26 protein-coding genes are annotated in these 26,833 nt (G+C 64.3%); 17 read left to right on the top strand and 9 right to left on the bottom strand.

Features of this window, described 5'->3' with window-relative positions; genetic code table 11:
• Positions 1-301 precede the first annotated feature (301 nt).
• The 4 genes from FHW94_RS09150 to FHW94_RS09135 are packed head-to-tail and all read right to left on the bottom strand — an operon-like array spanning position 302 to position 3,253.
• Positions 302-1,384, bottom strand: a complete 1,083-nt coding sequence (locus tag FHW94_RS09150; RefSeq protein ID WP_168555309.1) for an alkene reductase — start codon at positions 1,382-1,384, stop codon at positions 302-304.
• Positions 1,385-1,412: 28 nt separating this feature from the next.
• Positions 1,413-1,814 carry a nuclear transport factor 2 family protein gene (locus FHW94_RS09145; protein ID WP_168555308.1) on the bottom strand — a complete coding sequence of 134 codons (402 nt, stop codon included), beginning with the start codon at positions 1,812-1,814 and terminating at the stop codon, positions 1,413-1,415.
• Positions 1,815-1,843: 29 nt separating this feature from the next.
• On the bottom strand, positions 1,844-2,446 hold the full coding sequence (locus tag FHW94_RS09140; RefSeq protein ID WP_168555591.1) for an NAD(P)-binding domain-containing protein: 603 nt from the start codon (positions 2,444-2,446) through the stop codon (positions 1,844-1,846).
• Between the two features lie 45 nt (positions 2,447-2,491).
• On the bottom strand, positions 2,492-3,253 hold the full coding sequence (locus tag FHW94_RS09135; protein ID WP_349237473.1) for an SDR family oxidoreductase: 762 nt from the start codon (positions 3,251-3,253) through the stop codon (positions 2,492-2,494).
• A gap of 68 nt (positions 3,254-3,321) precedes the next feature.
• Between FHW94_RS09135 and FHW94_RS09130 the strand changes: the two genes are divergently transcribed.
• Positions 3,322-4,287 carry a LysR family transcriptional regulator gene (locus FHW94_RS09130; protein ID WP_246865938.1) on the top strand — a complete coding sequence of 322 codons (966 nt, stop codon included), beginning with the start codon at positions 3,322-3,324 and terminating at the stop codon, positions 4,285-4,287.
• 300 nt (positions 4,288-4,587) lie between these two features.
• Here FHW94_RS09130 and FHW94_RS09125 read toward each other — a convergent pair whose 3' ends face one another.
• Both FHW94_RS09125 and FHW94_RS09120 read right to left on the bottom strand, forming a co-directional pair.
• Positions 4,588-5,970 (bottom strand): nicotinate phosphoribosyltransferase, encoded by a 1,383-nt coding sequence (locus FHW94_RS09125; RefSeq protein WP_168555307.1) that lies wholly within the window; start codon positions 5,968-5,970, stop codon positions 4,588-4,590.
• Positions 5,971-6,022: 52 nt separating this feature from the next.
• A complete protein-coding gene (locus FHW94_RS09120) occupies positions 6,023-7,087 on the bottom strand; it encodes a bifunctional nicotinamide-nucleotide adenylyltransferase/Nudix hydroxylase (protein WP_168555306.1) in 1,065 nt (354 codons plus the stop codon).
• Positions 7,088-7,244: 157 nt separating this feature from the next.
• Here FHW94_RS09120 and FHW94_RS09115 point away from each other — a divergent pair, with 157 nt between their 5' ends.
• Together FHW94_RS09115 and FHW94_RS09110 are read left to right on the top strand one after the other, a co-directional pair.
• Positions 7,245-7,871, top strand: a complete 627-nt coding sequence (locus tag FHW94_RS09115) for an NUDIX domain-containing protein (protein WP_349237472.1) — start codon at positions 7,245-7,247, stop codon at positions 7,869-7,871.
• Positions 7,872-8,482: 611 nt separating this feature from the next.
• Positions 8,483-10,159 (top strand): DUF5597 domain-containing protein, encoded by a 1,677-nt coding sequence (locus tag FHW94_RS09110; protein WP_349237471.1) that lies wholly within the window; start codon positions 8,483-8,485, stop codon positions 10,157-10,159.
• A gap of 374 nt (positions 10,160-10,533) precedes the next feature.
• Here the strand turns inward: FHW94_RS09110 and FHW94_RS09105 are convergent, their stop codons facing one another.
• From FHW94_RS09105 to FHW94_RS09095, 3 genes are all read right to left on the bottom strand, one after another.
• Positions 10,534-10,986: a YaiI/YqxD family protein gene (locus tag FHW94_RS09105; protein ID WP_168555587.1), complete on the bottom strand. Its 453-nt coding sequence runs from the start codon at positions 10,984-10,986 to the stop codon at positions 10,534-10,536.
• 159 nt (positions 10,987-11,145) lie between these two features.
• Positions 11,146-11,817 carry an OmpW family outer membrane protein gene (locus FHW94_RS09100; RefSeq protein ID WP_168555304.1) on the bottom strand — a complete coding sequence of 224 codons (672 nt, stop codon included), beginning with the start codon at positions 11,815-11,817 and terminating at the stop codon, positions 11,146-11,148.
• A 118-nt stretch (positions 11,818-11,935) separates the two neighbouring features.
• Complete coding sequence (locus FHW94_RS09095) at positions 11,936-12,904, bottom strand: LysR family transcriptional regulator (RefSeq protein WP_168555586.1); 969 nt, start codon at positions 12,902-12,904, stop codon at positions 11,936-11,938.
• A 107-nt stretch (positions 12,905-13,011) separates the two neighbouring features.
• Here FHW94_RS09095 and FHW94_RS09090 point away from each other — a divergent pair, with 107 nt between their 5' ends.
• The 14 genes from FHW94_RS09090 to FHW94_RS09025 all read left to right on the top strand — a co-directional run bounded on the left by FHW94_RS09090 (position 13,012) and on the right by FHW94_RS09025 (position 26,771).
• Complete coding sequence (locus FHW94_RS09090) at positions 13,012-14,172, top strand: muconate/chloromuconate family cycloisomerase (RefSeq protein ID WP_349237470.1); 1,161 nt, start codon at positions 13,012-13,014, stop codon at positions 14,170-14,172.
• A complete protein-coding gene (gene catC / locus FHW94_RS09085) occupies positions 14,172-14,462 on the top strand; it encodes a muconolactone Delta-isomerase (RefSeq protein ID WP_168555303.1) in 291 nt (96 codons plus the stop codon). Before FHW94_RS09090 ends, catC begins: the two co-directional genes overlap by 1 nt.
• A 52-nt stretch (positions 14,463-14,514) precedes the next feature.
• Entirely contained in the window at positions 14,515-15,420 is a 906-nt protein-coding gene (locus FHW94_RS09080) for a dioxygenase (protein ID WP_168555302.1), read from the top strand.
• 13 nt (positions 15,421-15,433) lie between these two features.
• Positions 15,434-16,822 (top strand): Rieske 2Fe-2S domain-containing protein, encoded by a 1,389-nt coding sequence (locus tag FHW94_RS09075; protein WP_168555301.1) that lies wholly within the window; start codon positions 15,434-15,436, stop codon positions 16,820-16,822.
• Positions 16,819-17,325 (top strand): benzoate 1,2-dioxygenase small subunit, encoded by a 507-nt coding sequence (benB, locus tag FHW94_RS09070; RefSeq protein ID WP_168555300.1) that lies wholly within the window; start codon positions 16,819-16,821, stop codon positions 17,323-17,325. The genes FHW94_RS09075 and benB overlap by 4 nt, the downstream gene beginning before the upstream one ends.
• A gap of 28 nt (positions 17,326-17,353) precedes the next feature.
• Positions 17,354-18,376: a benzoate 1,2-dioxygenase electron transfer component BenC gene (gene benC / locus FHW94_RS09065; RefSeq protein WP_168555299.1), complete on the top strand. Its 1,023-nt coding sequence runs from the start codon at positions 17,354-17,356 to the stop codon at positions 18,374-18,376.
• Positions 18,373-19,149 (top strand): benzoate diol dehydrogenase BenD, encoded by a 777-nt coding sequence (gene benD, locus FHW94_RS09060; RefSeq protein WP_168555298.1) that lies wholly within the window; start codon positions 18,373-18,375, stop codon positions 19,147-19,149. The genes benC and benD overlap by 4 nt, the downstream gene beginning before the upstream one ends.
• A gap of 11 nt (positions 19,150-19,160) precedes the next feature.
• Positions 19,161-19,871 (top strand): CoA transferase subunit A, encoded by a 711-nt coding sequence (locus FHW94_RS09055; RefSeq protein WP_168555297.1) that lies wholly within the window; start codon positions 19,161-19,163, stop codon positions 19,869-19,871.
• The gene (locus FHW94_RS09050) at positions 19,871-20,545 is read left to right on the top strand and encodes a 3-oxoacid CoA-transferase subunit B (RefSeq protein WP_168555296.1); all 675 of its coding nucleotides are present in this window, start codon (positions 19,871-19,873) and stop codon (positions 20,543-20,545) included. The genes FHW94_RS09055 and FHW94_RS09050 overlap by 1 nt, the downstream gene beginning before the upstream one ends.
• Positions 20,542-21,744 (top strand): 3-oxoadipyl-CoA thiolase, encoded by a 1,203-nt coding sequence (gene pcaF / locus FHW94_RS09045; protein ID WP_168555295.1) that lies wholly within the window; start codon positions 20,542-20,544, stop codon positions 21,742-21,744. Before FHW94_RS09050 ends, pcaF begins: the two co-directional genes overlap by 4 nt.
• The gene (pcaD, locus tag FHW94_RS09040; protein WP_168555294.1) at positions 21,741-22,538 is read left to right on the top strand and encodes a 3-oxoadipate enol-lactonase; all 798 of its coding nucleotides are present in this window, start codon (positions 21,741-21,743) and stop codon (positions 22,536-22,538) included. Before pcaF ends, pcaD begins: the two co-directional genes overlap by 4 nt.
• Position 22,539: 1 nt before the next feature.
• A complete protein-coding gene (locus tag FHW94_RS09035) occupies positions 22,540-23,997 on the top strand; it encodes a benzaldehyde dehydrogenase (RefSeq protein ID WP_168555293.1) in 1,458 nt (485 codons plus the stop codon).
• A gap of 51 nt (positions 23,998-24,048) precedes the next feature.
• On the top strand, positions 24,049-25,167 hold the full coding sequence (locus tag FHW94_RS09030; protein ID WP_210425490.1) for an NAD(P)-dependent alcohol dehydrogenase: 1,119 nt from the start codon (positions 24,049-24,051) through the stop codon (positions 25,165-25,167).
• Between the two features lie 74 nt (positions 25,168-25,241).
• The gene (locus FHW94_RS09025; RefSeq protein ID WP_168555292.1) at positions 25,242-26,771 is read left to right on the top strand and encodes a carboxylesterase/lipase family protein; all 1,530 of its coding nucleotides are present in this window, start codon (positions 25,242-25,244) and stop codon (positions 26,769-26,771) included.
• Positions 26,772-26,833: the final 62 nt, after the last annotated feature.

The following is a 26,833-nucleotide window of genomic DNA, read 5'->3' as shown; positions in this document are numbered from 1 at the left end:
TGCAAAACAATTACTTATACGATTTTTTCGATTCCACCCTCTCCGCCATGTGCCCCCTCCGGCAGCGCGCCGGGCTACCCTAAAATGCGACTCGAGACGCGGAAAAATTGCGCCCGGTTGCCAGCAAGTCCGGCAGGCAGGCCGTCGAAGATCTTGATCGGCGGGCTGCCAGGGTAGTGTTCAGTCTTTAGTCTTCAGCATGATCGGTGGCACTGCGCTATGCCATAGCGGGCGACGTAGGCCGCCGGTGATGAAGTTGGTCATGATGGTTGTTCTGACACGAGATTGAGAATCCTGGAGGTCACCCGTGCTGATCTTCGGTGGCGTTTCCCATCGATGGATAATCGACATAGCCAGCATCGCTCCCGCCAAAGAAGCTCGCACGGTCGCCTTGGTTGAGCGGTGCATCTGCCCTGACACGTTCAACGAAATCGGGGTTCGCCAGTACCATGACGCCGTATGATTCGAGGTCTGCAAGGCCTGACGCGATGTCGGCACCGATCGTGTCGCGCGCCCGTCCGGGGCGATTGAGGATGAAGGTCTGGTGCCACGCTGCTCGCAGTTCGCGCAGTAAGCCATCGGGCACATTATGGGTGATGTGCAGATAGGCGAGATCGAGCTTGTCGAGCTCCTCTACCAGATGGCGATAAAGGTCGGCGCTGTCCGGCCCCTCATCAATGCCCCACATCGCCATTCCGGGTGACAAGCGGATGCCCGTGCGCTCGGCGCCAATCTCGTCCGCCACGGCCGCCGCAACCGCGATGGCGAAGCGAGCGCGGTTCTCGATCGGTCCGCCGTAGCGGTCGGTGCGGGCATTGGCGCTTGGCGCCAAAAACTGATGGATTAGATAGGCATTGGCGCCGTGGATCTCGACCCCGTCGGCTCCTGCTTCGATGGCGCTACGCGCGGCATGCCGAAAATCGGAAATGGTCTGGTCGATGTCGGCCTGCGTCATGGCGCGTGGAACGGGAATATCCAGCATGCCCCTGGCCGTGAACATCGGCGTGCCCGGCGCAATCGGGCTTGGGGCCAGTGCCTGCCGGTGATGCGGCGTGTTGTCAGGATGTGACATCCGGCCGACATGCATGAGCTGGATGAACAGGTGGCTGCCCCCGGCATGCACGGCATTGGCGACTTTGCGCCAACCGGCGACATGGGCGGGCGTGTAGATGCCGGGCGTGGTCAGATAGCCCTGCCCGTCGTCAGACGGTTGCGTACCCTCGCTGATGATCAGGCCCATGCTGGCGCGCTGGCCATAATAGATCGCGGCACTCGCGCCGGGAGTGCCGTCGCCCTGCGCACGGCTGCGGGTCATCGGGGCCATGACGAGGCGATTGGAAAGCGCGAGTTGGCCCAGGCGATACGGGGAGAAAAGATCGGTCATGGGAAAACGTCCTTATGCAGAGCGTGTTTCAATTGTTCGGAGAGAGATCGAGCAGCACCCAGAGCCGGGCAATACGACCGTCGATGATTTCTGCGGTATCAGCGCCGATGACTGTTGCGGGATTGCCGGGTGTGCCAGCGTGCCAACGGAGCGTTGCCATGCCGTGATGGCCCAGACCCTTGCCTTCCGGCACGAACGCGAAATCCGGGCCGAAGTTGTCGAGGAGCTTTCCGGCGACGTCCGAGATGGCCTGACGTCCTGCCACGATGGCGTCGGGTTCGTACATGACGGGATCGACTACATAGAGGTCTGCGATGGCTGCGTCGCGTCGCGCTGGATCGCGCTCGTTGAAGATGCGCTCAAGATTGGCGCGAAGCAGAGCGTCATAGTCTGGCTCTGCGGCGGGTTGTGTGGCTGTGGTGTCGGTCATGGCACATTCCTTTCTGGGCGGCCTGGAGGTCAGCCAAACTTGACGAGGTTGAGGGCGGGCAACGGACCCCCCGGAAACTGCACGAGGCGGGCGCCGATAGCGAGCGCACCCAGATCGATTCCGGCAAAGCCCAGCCGGTCGATGAGCGCGCCGACTTCTCCCTTGGCTGGTGCATCGTCGCCGGAATAGAACAAGACGCGCCTGCCACCTTCGCTGTGCGGGTCGCCGGACAGGAGTTGGGGCTGTAGGTGGTTGAAGGCCTTGACCAGCTTCGCACCGCGCGCCAGCCCCGCCACCACCTCGGATGAGGCGAGCCCGCCCAGATCGACCGGCTTGAACAGCGGCGCCTCGATGGGATTGTTGGTATCCACCACGATCCGTCCGGCAAAATCGGGCAGGGTTGCGAACAGCTCGGGCAGGCGCGACCAGTTTACCGCGACGAAGACGATGTCTTTCGTGGCAGCCTCGGCGACGGTGCCGCCCGTGATGGTAGGGCCGACTTCGGAAAGGAAATCCTGCAAGCTCTCTGGTCCACGGCTGTTGGCGATCGACGCGGGAATGCCCTTGTTGGCCAGGGCGCGGGCGATGGCACTGCCGATCTGCCCCGCACCGATGATTCCGATGCTCGTCATGCTTTTCATCCTTCGATGTGCGTATTGTGGATGGGAAGTGCGCGCTCAGGCGAGCTGGCCGCCATCGACGTTGAGCGTGGCGCCCGTGATATAGCTGGCGTCCGGTCCTGCCAGGAATGCGACGGCATTGGCGATGTCTTCCGGCTGGCCATAGCGGCCAAGCGCAGCAAGACTGCTCAGCATGGCCGCAAAGTCGCCGGTTTCCGGGTTCATGTCGGTATTGATCGCGCCGGGCTGCACCACGTTGACAGTGATGCCACGCGGACCAAGGTCGCGTGCCCAACCACGGCTATAGGCTGCCACCGCCGCCTTCGTGGCAATATAGTCCGCCGCGCCTGCAAAGGGGACGTGAACAGCGCCGGTCGTGCCGATCGAGACGATGCGTCCGCCATCGCTGAGGAGTGGCACCGCCGCCCGAACAGCTGTCGCGACTGCCTTTACATTCACCGCAATCTGACGGTCGAACGCAGCAAGGTCAGCCTCTGCATCATCGACCATTCCGGTGACGAAGACACCTGCAGAATTGATGAGGATGTCGAGCTGGCCAAAAGCGGCATGTGCATCCCGTACGAGCGCAGTGACCTCGGCGGCGACTGCTTGATCCGCGCGGACGGCCAATGCGCGACGACCAAGGGCCTCGAGTTCCTGCACAAGGGCTGCAGCCTGATCCGCCGAAGCGGCATAGCTGAACACCACGTCTGCGCCATCGCGGGCAAGGCGGCGGACAATGGCTGCGCCAATGCCACGGGTGCCGCCGGTGACCAAGGCTACCTTGCCAAGGAGAGGTTGGGAGGTGGTCGTCATCATCTTCACTCCAGTTGTGTTGGTGAAGGGAATATGACCCAGGCTAACATCAACGATTAGCCGTATATGGCTTGCATTATCTTCAATTGATGGTTGAAGATGAAGCCATGGAGACGCTCGCCAATCTGGAATCCTTCGTTCGCAGCGCTGATCATGGCAGCTTTTCCGAAGCGGCCCGCCGTCTCGCGATCACTCCGGCTGCCGTCAGCCGCAATGTCGCCATGCTGGAACGCAATCTGGGCGTCCGTCTCTTCCACCGCTCGACGCGCAGGTTGACGCTGACGGAAGCGGGCGAAGCGTTCCGACAGGCGATTTCAGGAAGCCTGAGCGACATACAGGCGGCGATTGCAGGCGTGGCGAGGGCCGGCGGTGCGCCGTCCGGCGTGCTCAAGGTGAGTATGGCACCGACCTTGGGCACCATGCACATCCTGCCGCTTCTCCCCGCCTTCATCGCGCGCTATCCCGCCATCCGTCCAGAATGGCATTTCGAGAACAGGCAGGTCGACATCATCGCCGAAGGCTACGATGTCGCTATCGGTGGCGGGTTCGAATTGTCCCCGGGCGTCGTGGCGCGCAATCTGGCCCCGGCTCACATTATTGCGGTGGCATCGCCGGCCTATTTGGCGGGACGCAGCCTCCCCGCCAACCCGGCTGATTTGGCTCACCTGGACGGTATCGTCATGCGCTCGCTCCAGTCAGGACGGGTACGGCACTGGATCATGCGAGACGCCGCTGGAGAGCAAATTCCAGTCCAGCTTAAGGAGGCATTTGTCTTCAATGACCCGGCGGCGATGCGGCAATCCGCGTTGTTGGGCCTGGGCGTTGCGCTGCTTGTTGTGGCCGATGTCATCAACGATCTAGAAAGCGGCGCCCTCATTCGACTGGTGCCGAAATGGTACGCCGACGCGGGAGCGATCTCGATCTATTTCGCCTCGCGGACGCTGCTGCCCGGCAAAACCCGCGCGTTCGTTGACTGTGTATCCGAGGCTTTCAAGCTTGGTCGTCTGGCAGAACGGTTTGCAGGCAGTCTGGGATAGTGGGCGGGCTTGTGGTTGTTTTGTGTGCCAAGGCTAACTTGGTTGGCGCTAGCCGGCCGGTGGTTGTGCGTCGGAAACTGCCGCCTCGGGGCGCCATTTATGAGTTCACGACCTAGATGCGCGACGAGGGTTGAAGATGGCCACATCGCCAATCGGCCAGCACGGTAATCACGTCGGCCTGCCAATCTGGCGCCTGCCCTCCATCAATGCTGCCCGCCAGGAATATGCGCAGCCGATCGCCGGGGGGTGGCAAGGGCGCCGGCGGTGTGACCACCAGCGCCCTTACGTTTTGTTTGCCGGTCATTTTGCGGCCCGGGCGCGGATGTCGTCGAAGGTGTGCCGCACCAGCATCTCGCCGTTGCGCCAGACCGGCACCATCAGGTCTTGGCCAGGCACCGTATCGTCGCGCCGTGCGGCAACCATCCTGCCTTCGCGCAGGACAACCGCCTGGCGGCCCGCCTTGCTGGCCTTGCCGGGGTCCGTCGCAGGGTTCTTGAAGACATCATGCCACAGGCCTTGTGCATCGCGCATGGCATTGGCCTTCATGGCAAAGCGCAAGGTGTCGCGGTTGACCTTCTGCAGCATTCCGGCCCCCATGCCGAAGGCGATGTTGTCAATGGCAAAGCCTTCTGCGACCACGCGATCGATCAATTGCGCGATGGTGGCGATGGTCATGCCATCGCCCTGGATCATGCGCACATGCGGGTCGAGCACCCGGTAGCCCTTGGCATTGACCTTGCCACCGAAAGCCTCCCACAGCGTCTTCAGCGTGCGCACCGGCGTTTCGACCGGATCGCCGCTGTCGGGACGGATGACCACGGTGCCTTTCCGGCCCAGCACCTTTTCGCGCAGAGCGCCGCCCCAGATGCCTTGCAGCGCCGCATCAAGGTCGTAGCTGTCAGAGACGACTGCCACCAGGCGGCCTTCACCCTCAAAAGCATCGAGCATATTGCGGTAGGCCGCTTCCTCGCGCTCCCGGCCCCAGCTGGTCATCGTGCTGTGCTCTGCGGCCGGGATCGAGAAGCCGGCCATGTCCGCCCCGTAGTAGCGGCGCGCGGCGAGCAGAGCTTCCATGGTATCGGTGCCCATGAAGTTGACGAGGTGGGCCATGCCGCCCAGCGCTGCGCTCTCCGCGCTGCTGACGCCGCGTGCACCGAAATCGTGCAGCTTGAACGGCAACTGCCCATCCGGCTCCTCGCTGGTCCTTTCCAGCCCGGCGCGGATGATCTGGCGGCACTGCCAGCTCAGCGTGGCCACGGTGGTGGGGTACCAGATCGCGCGGAGCAGGGCGGTCTCCACGAACGTGGTCAGCCATGGCATGCGTGGATCGGTGTTTTCCACTTGCACCAGGGGCGTACCGGTGGGCACGATGGTGCCTTCGGGCAGCGCGCGAATATCCAGCGGCAAGTAGCCGCCGTGATCGGCCACAATCGCTTCCCAGCCCGCGCGGTTGAATGGCACGCCGTGGCCTGCGCAGATCGCTTCCGCCTCTTCGATGTCGGCTCTCGTCACCGGACGGCCGAGGTAGTCCATCAGGTAGGGTTGCAGCCCCAGGAACAACACGCGGTCGGCAAAGTCGTTCGGCCGCGCCTCGACATAGGCACTGATCGCGCGCGCTTCGGGCGGGTATTGCAGGAAGTGGCTTTGCTTGTAGCTGTCGGTTGCCAGGATGGGATTGGTCATGATGTGAACTCCTCACACGATCAGGCCGGGCGGGACTCCCCCGCACAGGCGTTCAAAGGTCGGCCATTGCCTCGATGATCGCCCAGTGATCCTCGAACAACATGTCCGGGCTGAGGTCTCCGAAACGGTACCAGCGCGCATGGGCGGCATCGTCGCCCCCCTTGACGCTGAACAGCTTGCGCCGCTCGGGCAGGCGGAACAGGAAGGCATGGGTGATAATGCGGCCGCGCAGGGAGCGGGTGGGCGCATCGAACACACGGGTGCGGGCATCCTCGATGAAGCTTGCCAGCATGGCGGGCGGGATCTGCCCCTTGCCATCACTGATCGCGGTCTCTTCGCGCAGTTCGCGGATTGCTGCGTCACGGATGCGCTCGTCCGCCGCGACGAAGCCGCCCGGCAGTGCCAGCAGGCCCTTGCCTGGATGACCGCCGCGCTCGACCAGCAGGATGTGGCCCGACTGGACCACGACCGCATCGGCCGTGACAAAGGGACCTTTGCCCCACTGCGCAGGGTAGGCTTCGAGATATTCGGCTTCCTCCAGCAGCCTGCGGAACACGTCACCCAGCATGAATTCCTGCATGAACTGGGCAACGCTGGCCGGGAGGATCGTGGCTGGCACTTCGGGAATACGCTGGAAATAGCGGCGACGGACATGAGAGGAAGAGAACGTGCCGTACTGGCTGTCGATCTGGAGGTTTTCCCATTCGGGAAACAGCTTCAGGTAATAGGAAGAGGCATCCTTGCCGTATCCGGTGAGAGCCACCCGGAAATCGCTGATCCCGTGGTTCTGGAACCCATGATGATTGCCATGGTCCAGGACAATGCCGCGGACCACGCGCTGCACCTGGGCCACCCAGGCGGTGTCGGAATAGAGGTGATCGTCGAGCGGCGCGACGATCAGGCGGCCCTCGGCCATTTCGTGCCGGAAAGCGCGGCGGAGCATGGCTTCGCGCTCGGCATAAGTGAACGGATTGCGCGGATCACGCGCGATGTTGGCCGAACCGATCAGCACGATCAGGCGGTTCACGCGCTCCAAGGCGTGGGAAATGACGTGCTCATGGCCCAGATGCAGCGGCTGAAAGCGTCCGATGAAGACGCCGAAATCGATCGTGCTCATGTTCGAGACTCCCTCGAATGGTCAGGCGAGGCGGACTCCCCGGCTCACGATAGAACTCTAATATCCATTTTGCATATATGTCGTCAACATCTAAGTGTGAGGCATGGCTGAGACTGCTCCCGAACTTTACAATCCTGCCGATTACCCACCAGTGGCGGTGACGGTCGATCTCGTGCTGATGACGGTGGTTGAGGGGCGCTTGTCCGTGCTTGTGCAGCGGCGCGCGCAACCTCCCTTTGCCGGATCCCTGGCGCTCCCGGGCAGTTTCGTCGGCCCAGGCGAGACGCTGGAACAGGCCGCGCGCCGGGTTCTGATGGAGAAAGCCGGCATGGTGGAAGGCTGGCTCGAACAGCTCTACACGTTCGGCGATCCCGGCCGCGACCCGCGCATGCGAGTGATCAGTGTCGCGTACTTTGCCCTGATGCCTGCAGCATGCCTGACCGATGCTGTTGCCAAGCGAGAAGACCTGCTGCTGGCGCCGGCGGCTGGCTCGCAAGCGCCGCTGGCCTTCGATCACGCTGCCATCATCGAACTGGCGGTCGAACGCCTGCGCGGCAAACTGGACTATGCACCGGTTGCGCTGGCGCTCTTGCCCGAGTTGTTCACCTTGCGTGACTTACAGGAAGTGCACGAAGCGATCATCGGCAAGGCGGTCAACAAACCAGCGTTCCGCCGCCGCTTGCTCGACACGGGATGGATCGAGGGCACCGGTCAGCGCGAGGCGCAGACCGCGTTCCGGCCTGCGGAGTTCTACCGCCGGGCCGTGCCGGACTCCTCGCTCTGAATGAACGGCAGGTTCCGACGCCTCAACTCAGGCGCATGAGCGGCGGCCATAGCGGCGCCTTTGAACCGTGGGCTGCACATGCGAGGCTGTGGATCGACGTGCCTTGGCATCACCAGCAAGCGTCTGTTGTGAACGAGCCTCTGCACACAATCTGCACGAGCGGCTGCCGTTGCATGCCCTGCGTTCGACTGTCGCGCCCCTGCGTGATTTGCGGCGCTGGCTCAAGATGCGCCGCAAACGTGGCAAAGGCCAGTTCGCGCCGCGCAGCTTGAATTGGTGGACTGCCCGCAAGGGACGAAATTCCGTTTGGCTCTCGGCCTTTCTCGCGGAGAGTCCAGAAGGACCACTTTGATCGGCATTTGACTTGTAGGGGCACCGTTGCTTCGAGTTGGTTCAAGGTGCAGGGACCAACGATGCCAAAGGGCGAGTTTTGATCAGTTCAAGCCGTCAGGCATTTGGCACTCGAACGACCGCTTGTCTCGAAAGCGGCCATACATGCGGTCGCCCCGCAAATTGGATCGCACGCGGCAGAGCCTCCATTGTCATATCAGAACCTTTGTTCTACTTAGGCTTCGCGCGCCATTGAGCAAAAATCGAAGAGGGGATGCATTGTGAAGAGGATTCTGCTGGGCTCGTTGATGGCCTTGGCGACGGGGGCGCTCCTTCCTGCTGCGCATGCCGAGGAATTGCCGGTCATCCGAAATCGCCAGCTGCTTGTGGATGGCAAGCCATACCTCGCGCTTGGTGGCGAATTGCACAATTCCAGTGCCTCCAACTCCGAATATATGCAGCCGGTGTGGGACAAATTAAAAGCGATGCACGTCCGCACTGTGGTCAGCACGGTGAGTTGGGAAGACTTCGAACCGCAGGAAGGTCGTTTTGATTATACTCTGATCGATGCCCAGATTGCGCGGGCCCGTCAGCACGATATGCGGCTGGTGCTGATTTGGTTCGGAGCGTTCAAGAATGCCAGTTCGACCTATGCGCCGACTTGGGTGCGCGCCAATCCTGCCCGTTTCCCCCGTGCCGTGGCAAAAGGCCAGTTTGCAGAAGCCTTTACCTATCCGGGCGCCATGCCCAAGCCTGTTTTGTCAGTCTTTTCGCCCGAACTGCTGAATGCTGATCGGCGCGCTTTTGCTGCCTTTATGAAGCATCTGGCACAGGCCGATCCTGATCATCGCGTCATCATGGTGCAGGTCAACAACGAAACCGGCATGTTGCATGATAGCCGAGACCGTTCATCACTAGCGAATGCGGCTTGGGGGCAGCAGGTACCCGCGTCCCTGCTTCAATATCTGAAGGCACACTGGCAGACTTTGCGCCCCGAACTGGCAGATTTGTGGGCGCGTCAGGGGCGCCGCGGCAGTGGAACCTGGGCGCAGGTCTTCGGCACGGACTGGCAGGCCGAAGAAGTGTTTATGGCGTGGCATTTCGCCCGCTATATGGAGGCGCTGGCCGCAGAGGGCAAAAAGGCCCTACCTCTACCCATGTATGTCAATGGTTGGCTGGGGCCGCAGGATCGGCAGCCAATGGCTGGGCAATATCCCAGCGGCGGACCTGCCAAGCGGGTGCTGGACGTATGGAAGGCGGCAGCCCCTTCGCTCGACATGCTTTCGCCAGACATCTACGTACCCGATGCCAAGGTGCCGCTGGCCGATTATGATCACGCGGGTAATCCACTCTTTGTGCCCGAGGCGCAATTCCGCACCGGCAATCTGTTCTGGGCCTTGGGCCAGCATGGCGCGATCGGCTATTCCATCTTTGGCATCGAGGACGGCAAGCCGGACAGCCAGTTGGCGCAGGCCTATGCAATGCTGGCCAATATGGATGACGTGATCACGCGGGCACAGGCGCAGAAGCGCATTGCCGGAATTCTGATCGACGACGGGAAACTGACCGAAATTCATCTGGGCGGTTATACAATCACGGTGCGTGAGACGCAGGTGTTGCTCAAGCAAATGTTGCTCGATGCTGGCCTTCAGGCCCCGCCTGTGCCCGCGCCATTGCCCAGCGAGACCGAGCATGGTCAGCCAGCGCCAGGGGATGGTCGCCCGTTTGGCCTTGTCATTGATGAGGGCAACGGCAGCTTTCTGGTAATGGGTCGCGGGTTCACGGTTGATTTTGCTGACAAGGCAGGCCTCGTCGAAATCGACCGGGTCGAGGAAGGGCGCTTCACCGAAGATGGCTGGAAGGCAGGGCGAGTCATCAATGGAGACGAACGCCTGACCATTATTCCTATGGACCGCATCGGTCTGGTCCGGATCCGCCTGTTGCGAAAGGCAGATTGAATTTCGGGTTGTCAGTCAACGTCTGACTTTTGCAAACCAGCGCAACGGACGCAGATGGCAAGCCCTGACCAACCCATGCTGCTCCGATGCGGCACGAGGACATCGGCTTACGCCAATCCTTGCCATTCCGCGCGCGTTGCCTGGTCGATCGCTGCCGCTTTCAGAGGTGGGGCTCATCGCTCGCATCCCGCCCCTTTCAAACGGCAAATCATTCATCTGCCAATCACGAGACGATCCTGCCTTGGTTTCGGCGCGCACAAGGCGTCGCCTGAAGCAGGAAGACAAGCGTATCAGAGCCGGAAATACCGACAGATCATTGCTTCAATTTCACGCACTGAGCGTATCGAATGGGCGTGAAAATGGACAATTCGCCGTCATCCGTTCCGTTGCCGCAGTCTGGTTAGCGCCTGATCCAGCGCGGACAGAAAGCGTGAGCGATCGGTCTTGCTGAAAGGGGCAGGTCCACCAACCTGCTCACCGCCGGCGCGCAGATCGGACATGATCGCCCGCATGGCGATGGCGCTGCCGATCGAGGCGCTGGTAAATGGGGTGCCGTTCGGTGCGATCACCGCGGCCCCCAATTTCAGGCAGCGGTCGGCCAGCAGGATGTCTGCGGTGATCACAACCGTACCGGCAACGGTGTTCTCGACGATCCAGTCGTCGGCCGCGTCGAACGCCTCGCTCTCGACCTTGCGCGATATCAGCGGATCGCGTGGCACGCGGATCGGGCTGTTGCTGACCACAACCACCGGTACGTTGTAGCGGAATGCAACCTTGTAGGTTTCCTCTTTCACCGGGCAGGCGTCGGCATCGATCAGAATCTGCATCATGACGTGCCATAGCGCCACCGTGCTTGAATGGCGACGGCGCTTGCCTTCAACTCCCCAACCATCGCATGCCGATGTTGCGCCAAGCCGCGGTTGAAGCTGCTGAGCTCTGCTGGGCGGCGCTTGGGTGTAGACCTCGGCAGGGCGTTCCCGACGGATTTAGAAGCGGACCTGCACGCCGGCCTGGAGCAGGGTCGGGTTCATCTGCAGGCGGGTGGTGCCTGGCACCAGCCCGGCCGGGGTAGGCATGTCGAAGCTGGCGTTCGTCCGCGTCCAGACTTTCATAACGCTGGCAAAGGCGCCCAGGCGGCGGCTCAGGGCGATGTCGGCGCCGCCTGTCACGACCGGGCCGGTGGTGTCCGACGCGCGGATGTTGCGCAGCAGGCCATCGTGATTCTTGAGAACGATCGTCCAGTTAAGGCCAGCGCCGGCGTAAGGCCGCACGCGGGCGCCGGGTGCGCCGAAATGATAGCGCAGGGTGTAGCTGCCCGGCGCATAGCCCACCTTGCCCAGCACGCCGGCTCCCGCCAGCGAGCCGGCCGCGGTGAGTGTGGTTTCCGGCGGGATGCCCAGTGTGGCCGCCAAAGACAGATGCGGCGTGAGATGGTAGCCGAATTCCGTCGTCAGCGTGGTGTTGTTCGACAGCGTACCGTTGGCGCCGGGAAGGGGTTCGCCGCCCACTTTGACTTGCGCCTTTTCGTCGAAGGTGATGTGGCCAACCGCTGCTCGAACATACCAGTGCGGTGATGTGCCGTCCGTGTCTTGCGCCAGTGCCATGGTCGGGAAACAGGCAATGGCAAGCGCGCTGGCTGCCACGAGCGGCGTTTTCATCTTTTTCTCTCCCTGCTGCCGGTTCGGCGGCGATGTGGCCGATGGTGCGGCTTCACCAGGGAGATGGCAGATGGTCGGAGATAGCGTCCAAGACCATGTCGATATGTGGCCGATACTTTCAGGGTGTGGAAGCCTCCGGCCGCACCAGCGCATCGGCGCTCAGACCGGCCAGCTTGAGGATCTTGTCCGGCACCGCGTAGCCCCACAGGCTGTACATGCGCGCGACGATTTCGGCCATTAGTGCCAGCTCGGGGGTGTGGTCCTCGGCGCGGTGGCTCATGATGATCGGTGATGTCGCGGGCTCGGCCAGATCGTGGAATGTAACGCCGTCGATCAGCGACTTGCGCACCGATTCCGGCACGATGCACAGCCCTTCCTCTGCTGCGACCAGCCCGATGGCGATTTGCAACTCGCGTGCCTCGTGGGCGATGCGGGGTGAAATGCCGCGGTCGCGGAACAGGCTCAGCACCTGATCGGCATAGCTGGGGCGCGGCTCGCGGGGATAGAGAATGAGCGGCTCGCCGGATAGTTCATCGAAAGACAGGGGTGTCGTTGCCGTTGCCAGCCGGTGCTCCGCAGGGATGGCCACGACCAGCCGCTCCTCGCGGAGAACGATGCGCCGCACGGCGTCATCCTCGAATCTGATCCGGCCGAAACCGACGTCGATCCGCCCTTCCTTGAGTGCCGCGATCTGATCGAGGCTGACCAGTTCGCCCAGGGACAAGTCGACCTGGGGGGCGCGGCGACGGAACTCGCGGATCAGCGGTGGCAGCCGTGCATAGATGGTGGAGGCGACGAAGCCGATGGCGAAACGGCGCTGCTCGGCCTTCACCGCGCGGGCCACCATGTCGCGCATTTCGCCCATTCTTCCCAGCAGTTGCGTCGCCTGTTCGAAAACCAGGCGACCCACGGGGGTGAGGCGCAAGGGTCTTGCGGCGCGATCGAACAGCGGGGCGCCGATTTCGGCCTCCAGTTGCTGGATCTGCCGGCTGAGCGGGGGCTGCGCGATGTGCAGCCGGTCTGCCGCGCGGGTGAAGTTCCGCTCTTCGGCAACCGCGACGAAATAACGAAGCTGGCGCAGGTTTATCATGCACCATACCTAATAGGTATCGATTGGAGACTGCAATAGTCTTTGGCGCGCGCCCTCCCGGATCCTACCTAGCCGGCATCGAACACCAATTTCGGGAATTGCTTGTGAAGGTTGCGCTTCAGTCGGTCGAAGCCATTCTCGTCGATCTGCCGACGATCCGCCCGCATGTGCTGGCAATGGCAACGATGCACCGCCAGACCATCGTGCTGGTGCGTATCCGTACCGCAGATGGCATCCAGGGTATCGGCGAAGGCACGACGATCGGCGGCCTCAGCTATGGCGAGGAAAGCGCCGAGGGCATCAAGCTGGCGATCGACACCTATATCACGCCGGTCCTGGCGACCTGCGATCTGGGCCGCGTGGCGGAAACGATGGCCGCGATCTCCCGCCATGTGGTGGGCAACCGCATCGCCAAAAGCGCGGTGGAAAGCGCGCTGCTCGATGTGGCTGGCAAGCGGCTGGGCATCCCGGCTGCGGACCTGATCGGTGGGGGCCGTGTGCGCGACAGCATGCCGGTCGCCTGGACTCTGGCCAGCGGCGATACCGGGCGCGACATCGAGGAGGCCGAGGCGATGATCGCCGCGCGGCGCCACAACATCTTCAAGCTGAAGATCGGCAAGCGCGACGTGCGCGCGGATGTGGCGCACGTTGCCGCGATCAAGCGTGCGATCGGCGATCGCGGCAGTGTGCGGGTCGACGTTAACCAGGGCTGGGACGAGACCCAGGCGGATCTCGGCATGGCCTTGTTGGCCGAAGCCGGATGCGATCTCGTCGAGCAGCCGGTCGCCCGGGATGCGCTGGCCGCGATGGCGCGTCTTTCGGCGCGGCATGCCCTTCCGCTGATGGCGGACGAGGCGCTGCACGGTCCGCGATCGGCCTTCACGATCGCTGCCCATGCCGGCGCCCGCGTCTTTGCGCTCAAGATCGCCCAATCGGGCGGGCTCTTGCCGGCGCGCGAAGTGGCCGCCATCGCCGATGCGGCTGGCGTTGGCCTTTATGGCGGCACGATGCTGGAGGCGGGCGTGGGAACGGCCGCCTCTGCGCAGCTCTTTGCCACGTTGCCGCGCCTGGCCTGGGGGACCGAACTGTTCGGGCCGCTGCTGCTCACCGAGGAGATTCTCGAGGAGCCATTGGTCTATGCCGATTTCGCACTGCAAGTGCCCGACGGGCCTGGCCTGGGCGTTGCCATCGACGAAGACCGGCTCGCCCGCTTCCGGCGTGACCGCACGGCTCCGACGCTTCATGTGCTGGGAGGGCGCGGCTGATGCTGTTCCAGGTTGAAATGGACGTCGCCATCCCGCTGGGGTTCGATCCGGCGGAAGCGCAGCGGCTCAAGGATGCGGAAAAGGCGCGGTTCCAGGAACTGCAGCGGGCAGGCACCTGGCGCCATATCTGGCGGGTGGTCGGGCGCTATGCGAACGTCAGCATCTTCGATGTCGAGAGCAATGCGCAACTGCACGATCTGCTGGTCGGCTTGCCGCTCTACCCTTTCATGACGATCCGCGTGACGCCGCTCTGCCGGCATCCATCCTCGCTGCACGACGACGACCACTGATCCGCAAGCAAACGACAGGCGTCCCAGGCGCCGGACGAAAAGGAGAGAGAAAATGGACGACAGTTTCGTCAAGACCCACGAGGTCCAGGCCCTTTTTGACACGGCGGCCGGCATCGGCAGCGCTGACGGTTCGCCGCGCGTCAAGGCGATCATGCGGGATATCATCGAGGCGGCCGCCGCTGTGATCGTCCGCCATGACGTGAGCGAAAGCGAATTCTGGCAGGCCGTCACGTTCCTGCAGCAGGGCGCGGACGAGTTCGGCCTGCTCGTGGCCGGGACCGGACTGGAGCATTTCCTCGACTTGTTCATGGACGCCAAGGATGCCGAGGCGGGGCTGACCGGCGGTACGCCGCGCACCATTGAAGGACCGCTCTATGTCGCCGGTGCGCCGCTGGTGGAAGGCGATGTCAACCTGAGCAAGGACCCTGACGATACCGGCGCGCTCTATATGAACGGGCGGGTCATCGGGCCGGACGGCGAGCCGGTTTCCGACGTGATACTGCATGTCTGGCACGCGAACTCCAAGGGTTGGTATTCGCATTTCGACCCGACCGGGGAGCAGACGCCGTTCAACAACCGCGCCCGCATCAAGCTGGGCCCGGACGGGCGCTACAGCTTTCATTCGCGCATGCCCAACGGTTACAGCGTGCCGCCGGGCGGAGCTACGGACGTGCTGATGCAGGCGCTGGGACGTCACGGCAATCGCCCGGCCCACGTCCATTTCTTCATCGAGGCGCCGGGCTATCGTACGCTGACCACGCAGATCAACTTCGGCGACGATCCCTTCGCCAAGGACGATTTCGCCTTTGGTACGCGCGAGGGGCTGCTGCCGGTGCCGCAGCGTCAGGGCGACAGCGCCTATATCGCCTTTGATTTCCGCCTGCAGCGCGCCGCCGGCGCCGAAGACGAACAGCTTTCCGCCCGCAGCCGTGCGGCTGCCGAGCCCGCCCTGGCCTGAGAGGAGCCCGACCGTGACTTCGACCCTTGCCGAACGCATCGCCAGCGCGGTTGTCGACGACCCCGAGGCCGGCCTGTTCCGCTGCCGCCGCGATGTCTTCACCGATCCCGATCTCTTCGATCTGGAGATGAAGCACATCTTCGAAGGCAATTGGGTGTATCTGGCGCATGAAAGCCAGATCCCCGAGCCGAACGACTATTTCACCACCTGGATCGGGCGCACCCCGGTTGTCGTCACGCGCGACAAGGGCGGGGAACTGCACGGGTTCATCAATGCCTGCGCGCATCGCGGCGCCACGTTGTGCCGTCGCAAGCATGGCAACAAGGGCAGCTTCACGTGTCCCTTCCACGGCTGGACGTTCAGCAATACCGGCCGGCTGCTCAAGGTGAAGGACGGCAAGAGCGGCGGCTATCCCGACGCTTTCGACACGGCCGGATCGCACGACCTGACGCGGATCGCGCGCTTTGAAAGCTATCGCGGCTTCCTGTTCGGCAGCCTGCGCGCAGACGTGCAGCCGCTTTCCGACTATCTCGGCGCGACGCGCACGGTCATCGACCAGATCGTCGACCAGGCGCCCGACGGGATCGAAGTGCTGCGCGGCAGCTCGACCTACGCCTACAACGGCAACTGGAAGCTCCAGATCGAGAACGGCGCCGACGGCTATCACGTCAGCACGGTCCATTGGAACTATGCCGCGACGATGGCGCATCGGGACTACGACGAGGAAGGCACGCGCACCGTCGATGCCAATGGCTGGTCGAAAAGCGTTGGTGGCGTCTATGGCTTTGAAAACGGCCATATCCTGCTGTGGACGCAACTGCTCAACCCCGAAGTGCGGCCGATCCATGCCCATCGCGAGGCGCTGGCGCAGCGGCTGGGGGAAGAGCGCGCGAAGTTCATCGTCGATCAGACGCGCAACCTTTGCCTCTATCCCAATGTCTATCTGATGGACCAGTTTTCCACCCAGATTCGGGTGGTGCGGCCGATCAGCGTGGATCAGACCGAAGTGACGATCTATTGCTTTGCGCCCAAGGGCGAAAGCGCCACCGAGCGCGCGCTGCGGCTGCGCCAGTATGAGGATTTCTTCAACGTCAGCGGCATGGGCACGCCTGACGATCTGGAAGAATTCCGCGCCTGCCAGACCGCCTATGCCGGCGCGGGCGACTTGTGGAACGACCTGAGCCGCGGCGCCACGCGCTGGATCGAAGGGCCGGACGACAATGCCCGCGCGATGGGGCTGGACCCGATCCTGAGCGGCGAGCGCAGCGAGGACGAAGGCCTGTTCGTGCGCCAGCACGAATATTGGGCGCAGGCGCTGCTTGCCGCAATCGAAGCCGATGGCGGCGGGGGCGGCGATGGCGCGGCGCTGCCGCCAGCCACCAGCCTGAGGGCCGTGGCATGACCGCGCTGCTGCAGCGCCCGATCGCGCGCGAGGACGTGCTTGCCTTCCTGCACCGTGAGGCACGGCTGCTGGACGATCGCGAATGGGATGCATGGCTCGATTGCTATGCGCCGGACGCAACGTTCTGGATGCCGGCCTGGGATGACGACGACCGTCTGGTCGAAGATCCGCAGCGCCACATCTCGCTGATCTATTATCCCAACCGGCAGGGGCTGGAAGACCGCGTCTTCCGCATCAAGACCGAGCGTTCGGGCGCGAGCACGCCCGAGCCGCGCACGAGCCACATGATCGCCAATGTCGAACTGCTGGCCGAACGCGAAGGCGCGGTGGATCTGCGCTTCAACTGGCACACGCTCAGCCATCGTTATGCGGTGACGAGCCAGTTCTTCGGCACGTCCTTCTACACGCTCGACGTGTCGGGCGAGACGCCGGTGATCACCGCCAAGAAGGTGGTGCTGAAAAACGATTATATTCACCAGGTCGTGGACATCTATCACTTGTGATCCGCGACGCTGGCCGGGAGAGGCTGGAATGACCTATCGCATCGCGCTCACCTTCGAGGACGGCGCCACCCGCATCATCGACTGCAATCCCGGCGAGACCGTGCTCGACGCCGCCTATCGGCAGAAGGTCAACCTGCCGATGGACTGTTCGGACGGGGTTTGCGGCACTTGCAAGTGCCGCTGCGAGCAGGGCCGCTACGATATGGGCGACGACTATCTCGAGGAAGCGTTGAGCGCCGACGAACTGGGCGAGGGGCTGGTGCTGACCTGCCAGATGGTGCCCGCGTCAGACTGCGTCGTTGCCGTGCCGGTGCCTGCGCAGGCGTGCAAGGTGGCGCCCAAGGCGCACGAGGGCACGGTTGTCTCGGTGGAGCTTGTTTCGCAAAGCACGATCCAGCTGCGCGTCGCGCTTGACCAGCCCGAGGCGCTGGCCTTCCTGCCGGGGCAATACGTGAACCTGTTCGTGCCAGGCACGAAGGAGTCACGCTCCTATTCGTTCAGCTCCAAGCCAGGGGCCGCCGAAGCGCAGTTCCTGATCCGCAATGTGCCGGGCGGGCGGATGAGCCGCTGGCTGGTGGAAACCGCGCGCCCTGGCGATCGGCTGTCGATGGTCGGCCCGCAGGGCAGCTTCTTCCTGCGCGATGTCACCCGGCCGATCCTGCTGCTGGCCGGCGGCACCGGGCTTGCCCCGATCCTGTCGATGCTGGAAGTGCTGGCCGACCGTAGCTGCAATGCGCCGCTCCATTTGCTTTATGGCGTGACCGAACAGCGCGATCTGGTGGAAACCGATCGGCTTGACGAACTGGCGGCGCGGCTGCCGGGCTTCACCTGGAGCGCATGTATCAGCAGCCTTGATGCCGCGCATCCGCGCCATGGCTATGTCACCGATCACCTTGACGGCGTGCCGTTCGATGTGGGGAATTGCGATCTCTATCTGTGCGGGCCGCCACCGATGGTGGAGGCGGTGCGCACCGCGGTGCGCGACCGGGGGCTGACACCGGCGCATTTCCATTACGAGAAGTTCGCGCCGACCGAAGCGGTGCCGACATGAGCGCGCAGGCACGCTTTGCCGGCAAGGTTCTGGTGGTGACCGGCGCGGCGCAGGGCATCGGCCGCAGCGTTGCCGAACGCGCTGCCCTGGAAGGCGGACGCGTGCTGTTCGTCGATCGGGCGCCGTTCGTTGACGAAGTGGCCGCAGCCGCCGAAGGCGAAACCGCCGCCTTCGTTGCCGATCTGGAAACCCACGAAGGCGCATCGGCGGCGATGGCCGCAGCGGTTGCCCGGTTCGGCGGGTTCGATATCCTCATCAACGGCGTTGGCGGCGCGATCCGCATGCGCCCGTTCGATGCCTTCGAACCCGCGCAGATCGAAGCGGAGATTCGGCGCTCCTTGATGCCAACGCTGTGGTGCTGCCACGCCGCGCTGCCGCATTTCCTTGCCAGGGGGCGCGGTACGATCGTCAACATTTCTTCCAACGCCACGCGCGGCATCCGCCGGGGGCCATATTCGGCTGCCAAGGGCGGGGTGAACGCGCTGACCCAAAGCCTGGCGATGGAATATGCCGCGAACAACATTCGCGTGGTTGCAACCGCCCCCGGCGGGACCGAGGCCCCCCCGCGCCGGGTGCCGCGCAATCCCGATGGCGATAGCGCGCAAGAGCAGGCCTGGATGGCGGACGTGGTCGAGCAGGTCACCCAGTCGGCCTTGCTCAAACGCTATGGCACCATCGCGGAGCAGGTCGCGCCGATCCTGTTCCTCGCCTCGGAAGAGGCTTCCTACATCACCGGAACGGTGCTGCCCGTCGCGGGTGGCGATCTCGGATAACGGACGCAAGCATGACCAGCAAAATCTATGACAGCCCGGCCGCCGCCCTGGATGGACTGCTGTTCGATGGGATGACGATCATGTCCGGCGGCTTTGGCCTTTCGGGCAATCCCGAAAGCCTCATTCCCGTCATCCGGGCATCGGGCGTCCGGCAACTGACCGTCATTTCCAACAATGCCGGTGCCGATGGGTTCGGCTTGTGGATGCTGCTGGAAAGCCGGCAGGTGCGCAAGATGATCTCGTCCTATGTGGGTGAGAACAAGCTGTTCGAGCAGCAATACCTGTCTGGCGAGCTGGAACTGGAACTGAACCCGCAGGGCACGCTGGCCGAGCGCATTCGCGCCGGCGGGGCGGGCATCCCTGCCTTTTACACGCGCACCGGCGTTGGCACCGTGGTGGCCGAGGGCAAGCCGGTCGAGACGTTCGAGGGCGAGGAATATGTGCGCGAAACCTGGCTGCGCGCAGACCTTGCGATCGTGAAGGCGTGGCGCGCCGATCCGGCCGGCAATCTGATGTTCCGCAAGACCGCGCGCAACTTCAACCCGAACATGGCAACCGCAGGCCGCGTGACGGTGGCCGAAGTGGAAGAGATCGTGCCGGAAGGTAGCTTCGATCCCGACTGCATCCACACACCGGGCATCTATGTCGATCGCATCGTGCGCGCGACGATCAACGAGAAACGGATCGAGAAGCTGACGACCCGCGAAAGGGAGCACGCCTGATGGGCACCGATGCGAAAGGCTGGACCCGCGATGCCATGGCAGCGCGCGCGGCGCGCGAGCTGCGCGACGGCTATTACGTCAACCTGGGGATCGGCATCCCGACGCTGGTTGCCAACCATGTGCCCGAGGGCATCACCGTCACGCTTCAAAGCGAGAACGGCATGCTGGGCATTGGCCCGTTTCCCTATACCGGCGAGCAGGATCCCGACCTGATCAACGCCGGCAAGCAGACGGTCACCGTGCTGCCGACGTCGAGCTTCTTCTCTTCGGCAGACAGCTTTGCGATGATCCGCGGAGGCCATATCGACATGGCGGTGCTGGGCGCGATGGAAGTTGCCGCCAATGGCGATCTCGCCAACTGGACGATCCCGGGCAAGATGGTGAAGGGCATGGGCGGGGCGATGGATCTCGTCGCCGGTGTCCGCCAGGTGGTGGTGGTGATGGACCACGTCGCCAAGGACGGGACGCCCAAGATCCTGGAACGCTGCACCTTGCCGCTGACGGGGCGGGCCTGTGTCGACCTGATCGTCACGGATCTGGGGGTGATCAAGGTCGATCGCGCAAAGGGCGGGCTGCGCTTGATCGAACTGGCCCCCGGCATTTCGGTAGAGGAAGTGACCGCGAAAACCGGTGCCCCGCTACAGATCGCATTGGCAGCGGAGGCATTGCTGTGACTGCTGCGTTTCTCTGCGATGCGGTGCGCACGCCGATCGGCCGCTATGCCGGCGCGCTGTCTTCGGTTCGGGCCGATGATCTTGCGGCGGTGCCGATCGCGGCATTGGTCGAACGCGGCGCTTTCGATCCGGCAGCGGTCGATGATGTGATCCTGGGATGTGCAAACCAGGCGGGCGAGGACAATCGCAACGTGGCGCGCATGGCAGCGCTGCTCGCCGGGCTGCCCGAAACGGTCGGCGGGGTCACGATCAACCGGCTATGCGCATCGGGCCTCGACGCAGTCGGCACTGCCGCCCGCGCGATCCTGGCTGGCGACGCCGACCTGCTGATCGCGGGGGGCGTGGAAAGCATGAGCCGCGCTCCCTTCGTCCTGGCCAAGGCGGAAAGCGGCTTTTCCCGGCAGGCGGAAATTCACGACACCACGATAGGCTGGCGCTTCGTCAATCCGCGCATGCGGGCGGGCCATGGCGTGGATTCGATGCCGGAGACGGGCGAGAACGTGGCCGCCGATTTCGGCATCGGCCGCACGGATCAGGACCTGTTCGCGCTGCGCAGTCAGCAGCGCGCCGCTGCCGCGCAGGCGGCCGGCTTCTTCGCCGAAGAGATCGTGCCGGTGACGATCACCGACCGAAAGGGCCACGAGACGCGCATCGATACCGACGAACACCCGCGTGCCGATACCACGCTCGACACGCTGGCACGGCTGCGCCCGGTGGTTCGGCCCGATGGCACGGTGACGGCGGGCAATGCGTCTGGCGTGAACGATGGCGCGGCGGCAATGATCGTCGCCAGCGAGGCGGCGGTTCGCGACCATGGCCTGACGCCGCGCGCACGAATCCTGGGCATGGCGAGTGCCGGGGTTACCCCGCGCATCATGGGCATTGGCCCCGTACCGGCAACGCAGAAGCTCCTTGCCCGGCTGGGGCTGTCGCTGGCGGCGATCGACGCGATCGAACTGAACGAGGCCTTTGCCTCGCAAGGGCTGGCGGTGCTGCGTGGATTGGGGCTGGCCGACGACGATCCCCGCGTCAATCCGAATGGCGGCGCCATTGCGCTGGGCCATCCGCTTGGCATGTCGGGTGCGCGTCTCGCCATGACACTGGTGCATCAGCTTGAGAAATCCGGTGGCAAGCTGGGATTGGCGACACTGTGCGTCGGGGTGGGCCAGGGCCTGGCGCTGGTGGTGGAGCGCGTATGAGCCCGCACCATCTCACCCTTGGCGACGGTTGCCGCCTTGCCTGGACCAGTGATGGCGATCCGGCGGCGCCGCCGCTGATCCTGTCCAATTCGCTGGGCACCGATCGCGCGATGTGGACGCCGCAACTGGCGCCTCTCGCGCAGCACTTCCACGTCATTCGCTATGACACGCGCGGCCATGGTGCCTCCGATGCCTGGCCCGGCGGCTATGGCCTCGACCGGCTGGGCCGCGACGTTCTGGAACTGGCCGACGCGCTCGGGCTTGCCCGGTTCGCGTTTTGTGGCCTGTCCCTTGGCGGCATGACCGGGCAGTGGCTGGGTGTCCATGCGCCCGAGCGGCTCACCCGTCTCGTCATCGCCAACAGCGCGCCCTATATGGGGCCGCCCTCGGCATGGGATGCGCGGATCGCCACGGTGCGCAGCCAGGGCATGGCGGCCATTGCCGACGCGGTGGTGGAGCGCTGGTTCACGCCCGCCTTTCGCGCCGATCCGGACAATACCGCAGCCATCCTTGCCACGCTGCATGTCACCGACCCACAAGGCTATGCGGGCTGTTGCGCTGCCATTCGGGACATGGACCTGCGCCCACTGCTCAGCCTGATCGAAACGCCCACGCTGGTGATCGGGGGCGCGCAGGACCCCGCCACCCCGCCCGAGCAGACGAGGGCCTTGATCGAGGGAATCGCGGGCGCGACCGGCGTTATCCTGGACGCGGCGCACCTGTCCAATCTCGAACAGCCCGCTGCCTTCACGGCCGCGCTGCTCGATCATCTGAATAAGACAAGCGGAGAGTGATATGACGACCTTGTTGGACGATGGGCATCTCGATGGTCGCCTGTTCGATGGCGCTTGGGTGCAGGCTGCCGATAGTTATGACGTGATCGAGCCGGCCACCGGTGCGGTGCTGGGGCGTGCGGGCTCTGCCGATGCGGAAACGGTTGTCCGCACGGCGGCGGCAGCCCGCGCCGCTCAGGCCGGCTGGGCCGCGGCCGCTCCCGATGTGCGGGCCAGCGTCTTCCCCAAGGCGGCGGCGCTGGCGCGTGCGCACTGGGAATCGATCGTCTCCTGGATCATGCGCGAAAGCGGCTCGGTGCGCGCCAAGGCGGAGTTCGAGCTGTCCATCACCGTCAAGGCGATCGAGCTGGCCGGCGCGATGCCGCATCAGGCCCAAGGCCTGGTCCTGCCCAGTGAGGCAGGTCGGCTGAGCCTTGCCCGCCGTCGCCCGCTTGGCGTGGTCGGGGTGATCGCGCCGTTCAACTTCCCACTCTACCTCGCGATGCGGGCAGTGGCACCGGCGCTGGCGGTGGGCAACGCGGTGGTGCTCAAGCCCGATCCGCGCACGGCGGTGTGCGGCGGCTATGTGATTGCGCGCCTGTTCGAACTGGCCGGGTTGCCGGCCGGGGTGCTCGCGGTGCTGCCGGGTGGCGGCGCGGCGGGGGCCGCGCTGTGCGAGGATCGCAATGTCGCGATGATCCAGTTCACCGGCTCGACCGCCGCGGGCCGCAAGGTGGGCGAGGCCGCAAGCCGGCACCTGAAAAAGGTTTCGCTCGAACTTGGCGGCAAGAATGCGCTGATCGTGCTTGAGGATGCCGATCTCGATCTGGCTGTGCGCAACGCGGCCTGGGGGGCCTGGCTGCACCAGGGCCAGATCTGCATGACGGCAGGGCGTATCCTCGTCCATCGCGCGATCTTCGACGCCTTTGCCGCGCAGCTGGCGGACAAGGCAAGGGCGCTGCCGGCGGGGGATCCGATGTCGGGCGCTGTCGCGGTCGGCCCGCTGATCAACCAGGCACAGCTCGATCATGCGCGTGATATCCTCGATCGCAGCGTTGCGGCTGGCGCACGGGTGGCGGCGGGCGGCACCGTCGATGGCCTCTGCCTTGCGCCCACGGTGCTGGAAGGCGTGACGCCCGGCATGGCCGCGTTCGACGAGGAAATTTTCGGGCCGGTGGCCGTGCTGGTTCCGTTCGATACCGATGACCAGGCGATCGCGATGGCCAACGACACCGAATATGGCCTGTCCGCAGCCGTGATCTCCAACAACGTTGGCCGCGCCATGGCGCTGGGCGAGCAACTGCGCGCCGGGCTGGTTCACATCAACGACCAGACCGTGAACGACGAGGTGGTCAATCCCTTTGGCGGGGTTGGTGCGTCGGGCAACGGATCGTCGATCGGCGGCCCGGCCAACTGGGAGGAATTCACCCATTGGCAGTGGCTGACCGTGAAGGCCGCCGCGCCCGCCTATCCGTTCTGATCCGCCGCCTCGCCCCAGCAAGGCCAAGCCAAAAGCAACCAGGAGATGATGATGACCGAAATGCGTGAAATCACCGCCGCCGTCGCTCGCGAACAAGGCGCTCCCTTTGCAATCGAGACCGCCAAGATCGCGGCGCCCGGGCCGGGCGAAGTGCTGGTTCGGATCGTCGCGGTGGGCGTTTGCCACACCGACATCATCGTGCGCGATCAATATTATCCAGTGCCGCTTCCGGCTGTGCTCGGCCATGAAGGATCGGGCGTGGTCGAGGCGATCGGTACTGGCGTTGCCGCGGTGGCGCCGGGGGACCATGTCGTCCTCAGCTTCGCGTCGTGCGGCGTGTGCAATCCCTGCCTGTCCGGGCATCCCGCGCATTGCGCTGATTTCTTCGGCCTGAACTTCGGCGGTGGCCGCAAGGATGGCTCCACCGCCACTTGCGATGCGCATGGGCATGTGCTGCACGATCATTTCTTCGGCCAGTCGTCGTTCGGCAGCTTTGCCATCGCGCAGGAACGCAATGTCGTCAAAGTGGCGAAGGACGCGCCACTGGAACTGCTCGGCCCGCTGGGGTGTGGCATCCAGACCGGCGCGGGGGCGGTGCTGCGCGCGATGAAGGTGCCGGCTGGCGCCAGCTTTGCCGCCTTCGGCTCGGGCGCAGTGGGGTTGAGCGCGATCATGGCCGCCCGTGTTGCGGGGGCGACAAAGATCATCGCGGTGGACGTGACGCCAAGCCGGCTGGAACTGGCCCTGGAACTGGGCGCCACCCACGTGGTCAACAGCCGGGAAACCGATCCGGTGGCGGCGATCCAGGAAATCACTGGGGGCGGCGCAGATTTCACGCTGGAAAGCAGCGGGCGGCCCGAGGTTCTGCGCCAGGCGATCGACGCGCTGACGATCCTGGGCACCTGCGGTATCGTCGGCGCGCCCAAGCTTGGCACCGAGGCCAAGTTCGACGTGAACATGGTGATGGTGCCGGGCAAGCGGATCATGGGCATCGTGGAAGGGGATGCCGTGCCGCAGGTCTTCATCCCGGAACTGATCGCGCTTCACGCCCAGGGCCGTTTCCCGTTTGATCGGCTGGTCAAATTCTACGACTTTGCCGACATCAACCAGGCGGTCAGCGACAGCGAGAACGGAAAGACGATCAAGCCGATCCTTCGGCTGCCGGCCTGACCGTTGCGACGAGGCTGCCGCTGGCGGCCTCGTCAGCCCCGACCGCGCGGCGCGATCGATGAGAGGTGGACACAATGGCGCTAAACCCCACGCAACCCGTTGATCTTCTTATCGAGACGCGATCGGGTACGGTGCGGGGCGTCGTCGATGGCGGCGTTCGCACCTGGCGCGGCATTCCCTATGCCGCGCCGCCAGTTGGCGACTGGCGGTTTCGTGGCCCGCGCCCGCCGCAGCCTTGGCAGGGGATCCGCGATCCGTACGAATTCGGTGCGCTGCCGGTGCAGAAGCGCGGTTTCGAGCCGATCGGCGGCGCGGGGCGCAAGACGCCGATGGACGAGGATTGCCTGACCATCAACGTCTCCGCGCCGCTCGATGCGGGCAACGGCCCACGGCCGGTGGTGGTGTGGATCTACGGCGGCGGCTTCTCGCTGGGGGGAAGCCGGACGCCGCTCTATCGCGGGCAGCATCTGGTCGCTGAAGGCGATATCGTCTTCGTCAGCTTCAACTACCGCGTCGGTGTTTTCGGCTTTTCGGATTTCAGCGCCTGGTCGACCGACGAGAACCCGATCGACAGCAATCCGGGCTTGCGTGACCAAGTGGCGGCGCTCACCTGGGTGCAGGAAAATATCCATGCGTTCGGCGGCGATCCCGGTAACGTCACGATCGTCGGCCAGTCTGCCGGGGCGATGTCTGCGGTGACGCTGATGGGCATTCCGGCTGCGCGTGGGCTGTTCCATCGCGTGTTCGCCATGAGCGCCGCCGGCATCAGCGTCCACAGTCCGCAGCGGCACAACCAGTTCGCCCGCGAACTCCTGGCCATGTTGGGTGTCGATCCAGAGGCAAAGGACGTGGCGGCGCGCGCGCTCAAGCGCCTGCCTGCGCAGGATTTGAACGCGGTGGCGGCACGCTTTTTCTACGATATCGCACCAGATCGATACCCCGGCTTTCTGCCGAGTTCGCCGGTGATCGACGGCGATTTCCTGCCGCAGCACCCGATTGACGCGTTTCGCGAGGGCAAGGCCCATCCTGCCCCCTTGGTGATCGGCACCATGTCGCGCGAAGGCGCCATGCTCGACAAGGCGCTGCCCGTGCTGTGCAGCCGGGTAAACCGGCTGGAGGCGATGTTTGCCAGCGAGGAACCCGCGCTCCGAACCCGCATCGCCGCAGCCTATCCGGGGTATCCTTCGCGCCGGACCGCTGTGGACATCGCCGGAGACCTCAATTTCTGGCTGCCAACCATCCAGATTGGCGAGGGGCACGCGCAGTTCAGCGATTGCTGGGTCTATCGCTTCGATTACGCCACGCCACTCACTCGGCTGGTGTTCGGGGAAGCGACGCACGGCCTCGACCTGCCGATGCTGTTCGGCACGACCGGGGAAGGGGAACTCGGGCTGCTCGACTTGTTCCGCAAACGGCGCTCCAGGGAGGTAAGCCGGCGCTTCCGGCAGGTCTTCCTGGACTTTGCCCAAGGCATTTCACCGGGTTGGGCCCAGTACAATGAGGCAGGCCGGGCAACGCACGTCTTCGCTTTCACCGATCGTGACGAAAGCGACCCCCGCCAAGCGCGCCGGATCGCATGGAACCGTTATCGCGGGCCGGAATAACGGACGAGGATGATTTCTGCCAAGGGGACGCCGAGCTGCGGGGCTGTTCGAGATATGTATTG

This window comes from Novosphingobium sp. SG720, from assembly GCF_012275365.1.
In the GTDB taxonomy this organism is placed as follows: Bacteria; Pseudomonadota; Alphaproteobacteria; order Sphingomonadales; family Sphingomonadaceae; genus Novosphingobium; species Novosphingobium rhizosphaerae.
This window is presented reverse-complemented; position numbering and strand designations above follow the sequence as displayed.